The 11672-nt window shown below is 62.9% G+C and carries 10 protein-coding genes and 1 tRNA gene; 3 read left to right on the top strand and 8 right to left on the bottom strand.

Annotated elements, in window-relative coordinates; translation table 11 throughout:
- Window positions 1–96 precede the first annotated feature (96 nt).
- Window positions 97–960: an alpha/beta fold hydrolase gene (locus ACE10Z_RS41865; protein ID WP_375785902.1), complete on the bottom strand. Its 864-nt coding sequence runs from the start codon at window positions 958–960 to the stop codon at window positions 97–99.
- A 211-nt stretch (window positions 961–1171) separates the two neighbouring features.
- On the opposite strand from ACE10Z_RS41865, the gene ACE10Z_RS41860 reads away from it, so the two are divergent.
- Window positions 1172–1261, top strand: a tRNA-Ser gene (locus tag ACE10Z_RS41860).
- Between the two features lie 204 nt (window positions 1262–1465).
- On the opposite strand, the gene dapB is transcribed toward ACE10Z_RS41860, so the two are convergent.
- Window positions 1466–2245 carry a 4-hydroxy-tetrahydrodipicolinate reductase gene (dapB, locus tag ACE10Z_RS41855; RefSeq protein ID WP_375785901.1) on the bottom strand — a complete coding sequence of 260 codons (780 nt, stop codon included), beginning with the start codon at window positions 2243–2245 and terminating at the stop codon, window positions 1466–1468.
- 102 nt (window positions 2246–2347) lie between these two features.
- Window positions 2348–2818, bottom strand: a complete 471-nt coding sequence (locus ACE10Z_RS41850) for a GNAT family N-acetyltransferase (RefSeq protein WP_375785900.1) — start codon at window positions 2816–2818, stop codon at window positions 2348–2350.
- A gap of 38 nt (window positions 2819–2856) precedes the next feature.
- Between ACE10Z_RS41850 and ACE10Z_RS41845 the strand changes: the two genes are divergently transcribed.
- On the top strand, window positions 2857–2988 hold the full coding sequence (locus tag ACE10Z_RS41845) for a hypothetical protein (protein WP_375785899.1): 132 nt from the start codon (window positions 2857–2859) through the stop codon (window positions 2986–2988).
- 109 nt (window positions 2989–3097) lie between these two features.
- Here ACE10Z_RS41845 and ACE10Z_RS41840 read toward each other — a convergent pair whose 3' ends face one another.
- Window positions 3098–3721, bottom strand: a complete 624-nt coding sequence (locus ACE10Z_RS41840; protein WP_375785898.1) for an HAD family hydrolase — start codon at window positions 3719–3721, stop codon at window positions 3098–3100.
- Between the two features lie 397 nt (window positions 3722–4118).
- Here ACE10Z_RS41840 and ACE10Z_RS41835 point away from each other — a divergent pair, with 397 nt between their 5' ends.
- Window positions 4119–4625 carry a GNAT family N-acetyltransferase gene (locus tag ACE10Z_RS41835; RefSeq protein ID WP_375790056.1) on the top strand — a complete coding sequence of 169 codons (507 nt, stop codon included), beginning with the start codon at window positions 4119–4121 and terminating at the stop codon, window positions 4623–4625.
- A gap of 21 nt (window positions 4626–4646) precedes the next feature.
- Here the strand turns inward: ACE10Z_RS41835 and ACE10Z_RS41830 are convergent, their stop codons facing one another.
- The 4 genes from ACE10Z_RS41830 to ACE10Z_RS41815 form a co-directional block, all read right to left on the bottom strand.
- The gene (locus ACE10Z_RS41830; RefSeq protein ID WP_375785897.1) at window positions 4647–4955 is read right to left on the bottom strand and encodes a hypothetical protein; all 309 of its coding nucleotides are present in this window, start codon (window positions 4953–4955) and stop codon (window positions 4647–4649) included.
- Window positions 4956–5850: 895 nt separating this feature from the next.
- Complete coding sequence (locus ACE10Z_RS41825; RefSeq protein ID WP_375785896.1) at window positions 5851–7431, bottom strand: ABC-F family ATP-binding cassette domain-containing protein; 1581 nt, start codon at window positions 7429–7431, stop codon at window positions 5851–5853.
- Between the two features lie 138 nt (window positions 7432–7569).
- Complete coding sequence (locus ACE10Z_RS41820; protein WP_092121710.1) at window positions 7570–8889, bottom strand: Hsp70 family protein; 1320 nt, start codon at window positions 8887–8889, stop codon at window positions 7570–7572.
- Window positions 8890–9066: 177 nt separating this feature from the next.
- The gene (locus tag ACE10Z_RS41815; protein ID WP_375785895.1) at window positions 9067–11442 is read right to left on the bottom strand and encodes a glucose/quinate/shikimate family membrane-bound PQQ-dependent dehydrogenase; all 2376 of its coding nucleotides are present in this window, start codon (window positions 11440–11442) and stop codon (window positions 9067–9069) included.
- Window positions 11443–11672: the final 230 nt, after the last annotated feature.

The raw sequence follows: 11672 nt of genomic DNA, 5'->3' as shown, positions 1-11672 counted from the left end.
CCCGCCGACCGGCGAAGCCGCACTTCCCGGCCAGCAATATTAAGAAGCGGCACGGGACCGCCAGTTTTTGTCGCGTCCTGGCGGTCCCACCACTTTCTACTTCCAATTGATCCGCGCGAAGAAGCCGGCGATCTCGGCCGCGGCGCGGTCGGGGTCCTCGCGATGCGGGAAGTGCCCGACATCGGGAAACATCTTCAGATCCAGATCGGAGAAGGTCTCGCCCAGCCGGTCGGTCCAGGCATAGGGAAACAGCGGGTCGTGCTCGGCCCAGCGGATGCAGGTTGGTACCGTGATCGGCGGCAGCGCGGGCGCCTCGCCCTGCATCATCTTCACGCGGCCCGCATGTGACGCGCGATAATGCGCGAAGCCGCCGGCGAGGTTGCCGGGTTTGAAGAAGTTGTCGGCGAAGTCCTCGATCACGTCGTCGAACGCAGCCTTGCGATGCGTCCAGTTGTGCAGGAAATGGCCGATGTACGTGCGGCAGGTCTCTCTGTTAGCGCCGACCAGCGCGGGCGCCATCTCCATCTGGTGGAACGACTGGTACCAGATGTGGTTCAGCCGGTCCGGCGCCGCCATCCGCGCCCCGATGCCGGGATAGACGAAATCGAAGAAGAACAGCCCGGCGATGCGCTCGGCCGCCTTGCGGGCGAGGGGCTGCATCACCGCGCCGCCGACGTCGTGGCCGACCACGCCCGCCTTGTCGATGCCGAGCGCGTCCAGCAGCGCCAGCATGTCGTCGGTATGCTGATCGGGGCCGTAAGGGCCTTGGGGTTTATCGCTGTCGCCGAAGCCGCGCAGATCGGGCGCGATCAGGGTGTAACGGTCGGCCAGCCGCGCCATCACCGGCTTCCAGGTCAGCCAGAATTCCGGCCAGCCATGCAACAGCAGCAGCGGCCTGCCGCTGCCGGCCCGCGCGACGTGGAACGCCGCGCCATTGGCCCGAATCGTCACATGCTCCATCGGCCGCTCCTGCTGTTTTGCTTCGCCCGCGCGCCGATTGGACCAGAACCGTCCTGCTAGCGCATTGTTTCCGCGCACTTTCTTGCGTCATCCGGTGCTTCGATGGCGCGAGGCGCCAGTGACGGAAATATTATTGCAGTGCCTTGTCTGGCCCGCCATCCTCGCCTAGAACACGCCCCGACCGCGGGTGGCGCAAATCACCCGGGCCATCGGAGAGGTGGCAGAGTGGTTGAATGCACCGCACTCGAAATGCGGCATAGGTGCAAGCCTATCGGGGGTTCGAATCCCTCCCTCTCCGCCATTTGCCGTCGTTGGTACGCTATGGCCCGACCTCGTGTCCGATCATATTCAAGCCGAAATGCTGACCCTCGATCAGGGGCAGGAGCGACCCGGAATCCGGATCACAAGGTGTCGCAAATGTCCGTCGCAAAAATCGGACTTCTGCGAGCGAGTTTTGCGCCTGGAATTGTTGAGCAAATTCAGTTGGCGCAAGTGGGTCAGAAAGTCAGGAATTGTGCGACAGACCTAAAACATCTTGCATGTCATATTCACCGGGCGCTCGTCCTACGATCCAGCGCGCGGCCGCCAGTGCGCCCCGCGCGAACATGCCGCGATGGAGCGCGGAATGAGAAAGCGTCACGACTTCCTCGCCGGCTGCGAACACAACGCTGTGCTCCGCCACGATGCCGCCGCCTCGCAAGACAGAAAAGCCGATTTCCCCGGTCGGGCGCTCGCCTGTGATGCCGTCGCGGCATCGCCTCTCAACGGACGCGAGCGAAACGCCACGGCCGCGTGCAGCCGCTTCGCCTAGCATCAATGCCGTGCCAGAAGGGGCGTCGATCTTCCGCCTATGATGGGCTTCCAAAACTTCAACGTCCCAAATCTCGGCCGGGAACGTGCCGGCGACTTGGGCGACAAGGCCGACCAGCATATTCACGCCGATTGAGAAATTGCCGGACCGCACGATTGGAATCCTGCGTGCGGCCTCACCGATCCGGGCGACTTCCTTCGCCTCAAAACCCGTCGCCCCGATCACCAAGGCCGGCCCGCCCTTTGCCGCGCATAACCCGGCCAGCTCGGCGGCGGCGCTTCCTGTCGAAAAGTCTAAAATCACATCCGCTGCCTCGATCGCGGCCGAACGATCAATCAACCCGTCGCCTGTGCTGCCGATGCGCCCAAAGCTACCAATATGCGTGAAATCCGGGTCCACGGCGAGAATCGAGATGACGGCGCGGCCCATATGACCCTGAGCGCCAGCAACGGCAATTTTGATACGTGAGGTCAAACCGTCTCCTTGTCGCGAAAATTCCGAATTTGTGAATAAAACCTGCAACTTAGCAAGGTCTAGGAATCTACGCTACATAGTAGACCTGAGTGAAGACGGGTATCATAGTGGTTTGACCATCCGTATGGATTCGGCCTCAAAGCCTTCCCGAGTGTAGAAGTTGACGGCACGCTTGTTGTCGGCAAACACGTCGAGGCTTAGAAATCTATATCCTTGCCGACGCGCCCACTCTTGGGCCTCGACGATCAGTCGTCGGGCCACGCCCGTTCCTTCGGCTTCCTCGATCACGGCAATAATTGCGATATAGCCACAAACCTCGTCGGTGATGCCGTCGCGACTTGTTTGCAAATGAACGTATCCAAGCGCTCTATCCCCTGGATCTGAGGCAATGAGTGTCAGAGAGTTCGGGGCGGCGGGCTCCAAGGTAGAGGCCATAAATCTGTTTTGGAACTGCATCATCGCATCGAGCGTATGCCACGATGGACGTGGCACGTTGTAGAGGCGGGGTGCAAGGTCAAACAGAAACGCCCTATCTGCGGCGTCTGCTTCCCTGATTGCGATGGCATCAGACAATTTCAAATCCTCTCTTGTCAGGCAAGCCGGAGAGGATTTTGCGCTCCACCGACCTGCGGCGGGCTTCAGAAGCATTGATGGAAAGCTATCTCAAAGCACTGCCAGCCCCAACCAAGGGGCGTTTTTTGGCGATCTTTTCACGGCGAGGCGTTCTCATCGGCTACAAATGAAGGGAAATCTCGAATTTTGGCAAGCTCAGTTATTCAATGGATCATTTGGTCCATTCACGGGTGTCGCAAAAGTCAGACTGAACGACGGCTGTGCGAGGTGACGTGGTCGTTAGCTTTTCATCCAGACCTCAATGAGTTCCCGGACCTCTGACAATCCTTCAACAATAGCATCTGGCTGCCAATCATATTCGTCCGGCCAGAGCGTGCCATTCGGAATCCAGATGGTTTTCATACCCAGCGCCCTCGCTCCGAACATATCAGATTCGGGCGAATCCCCGACAAAGGCGCAATCGGTAGGCTGGACAGCGAGTCTCTTGGCCGCGCGCAGGAATATCTCCGGTTCTGGTTTCCGGCAGCCTTCCTGTTCCGAGATGAGATAGGCATCCGCGAGGCGGTCGAGATTCAACGCCAACAGACTGCGCAACTGGATATGTGCTTGGCCATTGGTGACGATGGCAATCTTCAGCCCCGACTCTGCAAGCCACGATAGGAGGTCTGCGACTCCGTCAAATGCCTTGGCGAAACGCCAGCTGTGGGCCTCATAATCATTGAACATCGCTGTCGCAATCGTGGTGTCGGAGACGGCCATCTCGGCGACGAGTTGGGCGTAGACTTCGCGCTTGGAGACACGTCCTCTTCCGTCGAGTTCGAGAAAGCGATCACATACCGATCGCAGGCTGTCGAATTGCCCGAGGTCCACGCTCGAGAATTGGTTCTCCACAAAGGTGCGCACGGACTCCGTCCTATTGAATAGCGTCTCATCCAAGTCGAACATGACGGCAGATATCGGCATCAGCCTCCCTCAAGAAAATCTCGTCTGCGATGAGTAATCTTGCCACCGCCGCAAAACAAGACGAGTTCTGCCAATGGCAACTTTCGGATCCGAACTATCGTCGAAAAAAAACCACGAGTCTTGAATCGGTTTTGCGTCCTTAAACGCTGCCCCTCGCAGTCCACCGCGACAGTGGTTAGCGATGTGGAGGTCAGAGGAGGGCTATGGAGTAGGAGAATTGCCCAGCTTCATCGTTCGCGTTCCGCCATCCTTCGCCCTGCCGGGCTTCGGGTGGCAGGCCACCCTTTCAAACCAGGGCGAAGGGTGTCTCCCGAAGCTTCGGAGAAGCGTAGGGCCAATGCCCCCTGACATTCCAACGATCTCGACTGCTCGCCTGACGCTTCGTGCGCAGACTGTCGATGACTTCCCCGCCTACCAGGCGTTCTTGGCTTCACCTCGCTCCATCGGCGTGGGCGGTCCGTTTGATGTACGTGCGGCATGGGGGATGTTCTGCCACGATCTGGCGTGCTGGGATTTCTTCGGCCACGGCGCACTGATGATCGAGCTCACCGCGACGAAGCAGTGCATCGGCCAGGTCGGCATCAACCATCGGCCGCTGTTTCCGGAGACGGAGCTCGGCTGGCTGCTTTATGATGGATATGAGGGACACGGCTACGCCACCGAAGCGGCGCTTGCACTGCGCGACTGGGCCTTTGCGACGTTGAAGCTGCCGTCGCTGGTCAGTTACATGTCGCCTGACAATGCGATGTCCGCCGCGGTGGCAAAGCGATTGGGCGGCGAACTCGATCCGTCAGCACCGAGAGACGACCCGGATGATCACGTCTACCGCTATCGGGCGCGCTGAGCGGAGACGTGCGAAGCGCGATCAATTCCGCCATCCCGTCACATCAGGCACGTTTTGCAGCTTGTCCGGATTGCCGGTTACATAGATCGCAACGATCCGTTCGTTCTCGATATGCAAGGCGGTCGTTTGAACGATACCGTTCTCGATCGTGATGAAGCCCGGCAATCCGTTGATGATGGCGTAGCGGATCAATCGTGAGGGATGCACGGCGAAGAGCCGGGCGAGCCCTGCGAAACGCTCCATCGCGGCATCGAGCCCGACCAGAGGCTGGGTCGGCGCCGGGACCGGGCCGCCGCCATCCGCAGAGACCTCGACATCTTCGGCGAGCATGGCTCGGAGCGCTGCAAGGTCGCCTTATCCGCGTTGCCGTGAAGAAGGGGATGTTGCTCCAATTGACCGCCGCTCAGGTCGGAAGCGGTGGCTGCGGGCTACTTTGCATGGGGTTGTTTTCGATATTTTGGTGGAAGCCGCGGCCGCCTGGCGCGATCGACCCCTGCCAAAAGGATGACCCCGACAATCCCATCTAATCGTCATCGGGTATAGGCACCGAGCTCGAACCGCGGGTGATCGCGATCACCTCGAGGAAGGCTTCATCGTGGCTGACCACCAGCAGTGCACCGGCCGCGCGTCGGTAACCTTAATTTTCCGTTTCGATTGTCGATAAAGTTTTATCGATTATGCTCGTGACAGTTGAGCGGTGTGACGAACCGCAAGATGAGAGGCAACAGCCGAGTGGCGTGACGACCTCTCCGGAATCGAAGGGTGGGCAGAGCGCAGTGCCAGCCACCTTTCGGGCTGTCCGGCCGCGGCCGGCGGGGCAAATCAATTTTGGAAGTGCATTTGATTGCCAGGGTGCGGTGCATGTCGCGCCGCATGAAGCTTCTCAATTGGGATGTTCCAAGATGACGTTCGCGCATTTCTTGATCGCGGTCGGCGGCGGCTTTTTGTTGCTGGCGGGCTTCGTCGCATTTGCCCTCTGGAGAAACGCGCTCCATTCGACGGCGCGGATTTAGCAACAGGCGAGATCTAGCTCCGACGGCCTCGCTCATGGGGATGAGCGAAGCCGGCGGAATGGCCGCACCGCCGCGCGGCCTGACAGCCGAGCACCGCGCCTACATCCTGCCCCCGGCGACGCGTGCTCGGCTGTTCACTTTCTGACTGACCTCGTCGTTTGAAACATGGAATTGCGTGAACGCAATCGCTTCAGTTCGCCGCATGACCTCCACTAAGAGAGATCCAACCTGCGGGTGATTGCGATGGCTTCGAGGAAGGTCTCATCGTGGCTGACCACGAGCAGCGCGCCATCATAGGCACGCAGTCCGGCCTCGACGGCTTCCATGGATTCGATATCCAGATGATTGGTCGGCTCGTCGAGGATCAGGAGCGGCGGTGGCTTCACGCCACCCAGCACGCAGGCGAGGCCAGCGCGGAGCAATTGGCCGCCGCTCAGGCTCGCGACCCTCTGCAGGGCCGCATCGGCGCGAAACATGAAGCGAGCCAGCGCGGCGCGACAGGCGTTCTCGCCGGCATCCGGATTGATGCGCCGGAAATTATCCAGGATGGAGACTGACGCATCGAGCAGGCTGACCGCCTGATCGAACATCGCAAAGCGGGTCATCACCTCGACGGTGCCGCGCGCCGCGGTCAGCTCGCCGCTGACGAGCTTGAGCAGCGTCGTCTTGCCGGCGCCGTTGGGACCGACAATCGCAACGCGCTCCGGCCCCGACATGGAGAAGGTGAGATCGCGCAGGATCGGCGCGTCCGCGGTGTAGCCGGCATCGGTGCCCTCGATCCGCAGCACCATCCGGCTCGCCGGCAGCTGCGTCGACGGCAGCTGCACCGAGAACGGTTGCAGCACCTCGATGCGCTGGCGTGCCGCGGTGGCCAATTCGAGCGCTTGCGTCCGCCGCCGCTCGGCGAGGCGGGCGTTCTCGCCGCCGGTATCCTCGCTGCGATCCTTGCGCAGCCCGGCGGCGATGCGCGGCAGATCGCCCTTGGCGCGCTTCCTCGCGCCGGCGCCGTCCTTGCGTGCTTGCCGCTCGGACGTTTCCCTGGCCTTGCGGTCGATCTCGGCGACGCGCTTCTCGGCATCGGCCAGATCGTGTCGTGCTGCCGACAGCTCGATGGCCTTGCGCGCACGGTACTGGCTCCAATTGCCGCCATAGCGTCGGGCTTCCAGCGAGGTCAGTTCGACGATCGCATCCATGGTCTCCAGCAGTTCGCGGTCATGGCTGACGATGATGGCGCCATGCCGCCAGTCGGTGAGCAGGTCGACCACCGCCTGGCGTCCCGCGCGATCGAGATTGTTGGTGGGTTCATCCAGCAGCAGAAAGTCCGGTTGCGCGAAGCTCAGTGCGGCAAGGCGCGCCCTGGTGGCTTGCCCGCCGGACAGCGTCGCCAGTGGCGCGTCGAGCACATCGTTCAGTCCCACGCGCGCGAGCGCGGACGCGATGCGGGTGTCGAGCGTCCAGTCGATGTCCGCAAGCTCCTCAGTGCTGGCAAGGCCCTGTTCGGCACGGCGCAATGCAGCCAGCGCACGGCGCGCGCCGAACAGATCGATGACGCATTCGTCCGGTGTCAGCTGAATCGTCTGGTGCAACATCGCGACGCGTCCCTGAACCGCGACCGCGCCGGATTGCGGCGCGCGCCGGCCGGCGATCAGGCCGAGCAGCGTCGTCTTGCCGACGCCGTTCCTGCCGACAAGGCCGGTCCGTTCGGGTCCGAAACTGAGGTCGATATTGGAAAGGAGAACCCGGCCGTCAGGCGCGGACAGGGTCAGATGAGAGAGCGTGATCGATGCAGGCATGGCAATGGAAATCCCGGTGGGCAAGGCTGATGGGCTTTGCGGTCCGGATGAAATCCATGGCTGTCGGCATCCTCTCGAATTGATGGTTGAAGTGATGTAGCCGCGTATTGGGCCGGGATCAAGGCGCGACGCGAACCGTCACGCGGCTTCGGCGAAGGTCCAGCGATCGGGATCCGGCGTGTGGCCGATCAAGGCGAGACCATAGGCGATCGATTCGAACTGGTCCGCCGAGGTCAGCCGCGCTTCGCCGAAGCGCTCGGCGAACAGGCGCTGCACCGCCGGCACGAACGAGGTGCCGCCGGTCAGGAACACCTTCTCCACGTCGCGCGCGGTGATGCCGGACTTCGCCAGCGCCTCGTCCACCGTCGCACCGAGCCGCTCGATGTCGTCGGCGATCCAGGATTCGAAATCGTCGCGGGTCACGGTCGCGCCGATATCGATGCCTTGGCGGGCGAAGCGGAACTCGACGCGGTCGCGGCTCGACAGTGCCACCTTGGTGTCGGAGACGGCGCGGTAGAGCGCGAAGCCGAGATCGTGGTCGACGATGGTGATGAAGTCGTGCAGCGGCGCCGGATCGATCGCGGTGCGCGCGAGCTGCTGCAATTCGCGCAGATCGCCATTGCCCCGCATCATCGCGAGCTGATGCCAGCGGGCCAAGCTCGAATAATAATGATTGGGGATCGGCAGCACCTTGTCGAACGAGCGGTAGTTGGTGCCCTTGCCGAGCCGTGGCGAGACGATGTGGTCGACGATGCGATAGTCGAAGGTGTCGCCGGCGATGCCGATGCCGGAATGTCCCAGCGGCTCGGCGCGCAGCACGCCGCCCTTGCGCGAGAAGCGCATCACGGAGAAGTCGCTGGTGCCGCCGCCGAAATCGGCGACCAGCACGGTCGCATCGTGATCGAGGCTACGCGCAAAGGAGAACGCCGCGCCGACCGGCTCGTAGACATAGCGCGCGTGGCCGGCGCCGAGCCGCTCGAACGCGGCCCGGTAGCGCTGCATGGCGAGCTCGTCATTGGGATTGCCGCCGGCGAACTTCACAGGGCGGCCGACCATGATGGTCGGCGCGCCGAGGTCGAAGCCTTCGCCGGCATGGCGCGTCAGCGTGCGCAGGAACGCCGCAAGCAAATCCTCGAACTTGTAGCGCTGCCGGAAGATCTGGGTGGTGTTGAACGCCGAGCTTGCCGCGAAGGTCTTGAACGACTGGATGAAGCGATGGATCGTGCGTCCCTCGAGGAACTGCTCGATCGCCCACGGGCCGCCCTCGGCGCGCGGATGCAGGCCGGCGCCCGGCCGGTCCTCCCAGAAGCACAGCGCGGAGACATAGACGCTATGCGTGCGGCCGCCATGGTCGAAGCGGATCGCCTCGACGCGGCCGTCGGCATCGGACAGCGCGACCACGGTGTTGCTGGTGCCAAAATCGACGCCAATCGAGACGGCGGGCGGGGCGCTCGTCATGTCATGCTCGGATTGTCTGTGAAAGGGGGCGGACCTTTAGCGGCTTTGGCCGGATTTGCCAACCCGTCTGGACGTCGCGGAACCGATTTGGAGCGCGACGTCTCATCACCACTGCGTCATATCCGGATGCGGCGCTTGCCGCGTCCCGGGCGTCACGCTTGTCGCACCCGGATGGGTTCAATCCTTCAACGCGTAGGCGATGACATAATCGCCGCGCCTGGTGCCGAACGAGCCGTGGCCGCCGGCCGCGGTGACGACGTATTGCTTGCCGCCGGCCTCGTAGCTCATCGGCGTCGATTGCGCGCCGGCGGGCAGGCGATCTTCCCAGAGCACCTTGCCGTCGCGCACGTCATAGGCGCGGATCGTGTACTCATAGGTGCCGGTGTAGAACGCGACGCCGCCGGCCGTGGTGATCGGCCCGCCGAGCATCGGCACGCCCATCTTGAACGGAAGCGGCAGCGGCGTGGTGTCCCGGATCGTGCCGTTGGGGTGCTGCCAGACGATCTTCATCGTCCTCAGATCGATGGCGGCCATCGAGCCCCATGGCGGCCGGTAGCACGGCACGGAGAGCGGCGAGAGGAAGCTCGAGATATCCACCCCGAACGGCGTGCCGTACATCGGCTGCGTGCCGACCTCGCTGCCGACCGGCTTCTCGGCGGTCGGCGCCGGAGGATTTTGCGGGCCGCGTGGAATCAGCCGTGACGCGAACGGCAGCGACATCGGATTGGCGATCGCGATCTGCCGGACAGGATCGATCGCGATGCCGCCCCATTCGAACATCCCGAGATTACCGGGGAAGACCAGCGTGCCCTGCAACGATGGCGGCGTGAACGTGCCCTCGTAGCGTAGCCGGTGGAACATGATCCGGCACAGCAGCTGGTCGAAGATCGTGCCGCCCCACATATCGGCGCCGGTCAGCTTTGCCTCCGGCCGGAACGTCAGTTCGGAAAACGGCTGGGTCGGTGCGGAGCGGTCGCCGGGCGCGGGGCCCTGCGGCACCGCACGTTCCGGCGCCGGCACGATCAATTCGCCGGTTCTGCGGTCGAGCACGAAGATGTTGCCCACCTTGGTCGGCTGGATGATCGCGGGAACTGCGCCCTTGGCCGTCGTCACATCGACCAGGCTCGGTTGCGAGGGAACGTCCATGTCCCAGAGATCGTGATGCACGGTCTGGTACGACCAGGCGCGCTTGCCGGTGTTGACATCCAGCGCGACGATGGAGCTGGAATAGCGCTCGACCAGCGCGTTGCGATTGCCGCCCCAGATGTCAGGTCCGTTGTTGCCGGTCGGGATGTAGACCAGATTCAGTTTCGGATCGAACGAGGCCGTGATCCAGGAATTCGGCGACCCGTTGGTGTAGTGCCGCGTCGGCGACGGCAGTGCATTCTCGTCGGCCGCGGCGGAGTCCCAGGCCCAGACCAGCTTGCCGGTGTAGATATCGAAGCCGCGGATCACGCCCGAAGGCACTTCGACCGCGTAATTGTCGATCACCGCGGCAGCGACGACCAGGATCCTGTCACTGACGACCGGCGGCGAGGTCGGCTCGAAGAAGCCGGCGGTCTTGATCCCCATGCCCTGCTGCAGGTCGAGGATGCCGTGATCGGCAAAGCCATCGCAGAGCTTGCCGCTGTCGGCATCGAGCGCGATCATGCGGCCGTCATTGACCGGCAGGAAGATGCGGCGCGGGCATTCGGCTGGCGCCGGATTGCCGCTGCTGTCGACGGCACCAGCCGCGGTCTCGTGATAGGACACCCCGCGGCAAGTCATATGCTGGAACGTCTTGTTGTGCACGAGCTTGGGGTCGTATCGCCAGCGCTCGGTGCCGGTCGTGGCGTCGAGCGCGAACAGCACCTGGTGCTGCGAGCAGAGATAAAGCGTGTCGCGCACCTTGATCGGGGTGACCTCGAACGTGGTCTCGCCGGAATCCTCCGGCGTCGGCACGTCGCCGGTGCGGAAGGTCCAGGCGACCTTGAGGTTGACGACATTGTCGGGGGTAATCTGCTTCAGCGGCGAATAGCGCTGTCCGAATTGCGTGCGTCCATAGGCGCGCCAATCGCCATCCGGTTGCGGGTCGGCTTCGCTTTGCTGCACAGCGGAGCCAGACTCGGCGATCGTGCCGTTGATGTCGTGATAGCTCGACAGCAGCCCGGCCACGAGAACGGCTGCCGCCGCCACGACGCCGACCCAGAGCGGCGCGGTGGCGCGTGCGTATGACACCGGCTCGTTTCGGACCAGCCCGCGAACGATCAGCGGGGTCAGCAGCCAGAGCGCCATCGGGAAGATGATGTCGCCGCGCGCCGCGAGCGGCCACCAGTCGAATTTCACCTCGTACACGGCCCATGCCAGCGTGCCGACCAGCACGATCGCAAACAGCCAGAGCGCAGAACGTCGCTGCGCCAGCAGGAGCGCAGCCGTGGCGAGAATGCCGACGCCGATGACGATGTAGGAGATCGAGCCACCCAGTGCGGCGAGCCAGATGCCGCCGCTCGCGAGGACCAAGCCGATCAAGGCGTAGACGATACCCGTGACAAAGACGGCCCTGGATCGCTGCATGGCTGCACCAGTGCGGAAGAGGCACCGGGCTTGTCCTGCGCAAGCGCAACAGACCACGTCCGCTTTCAGGAACTGTGGTTCAATCAACCGTAGCTTGCAACCGGGAACTGCGACGTTGATGCAACACGAGCTTGCAACGTTGCGATTCTTTCCGAAGCAAGATCATTCAAACTGCGCGCACTTTGTTCAACAAGGAGCAACGCCAAGCGGCTGGTGCAGACGCACAGGTG

It is taken from the genome of Bradyrhizobium sp. Pha-3 (genome assembly GCF_042258615.1).
In the GTDB taxonomy this organism is placed as follows: Bacteria; Pseudomonadota; Alphaproteobacteria; order Rhizobiales; family Xanthobacteraceae; genus Bradyrhizobium.
Note: the sequence above shows the minus strand (reverse complement) of the source record. Positions and strands in the feature narration are given on the sequence as shown.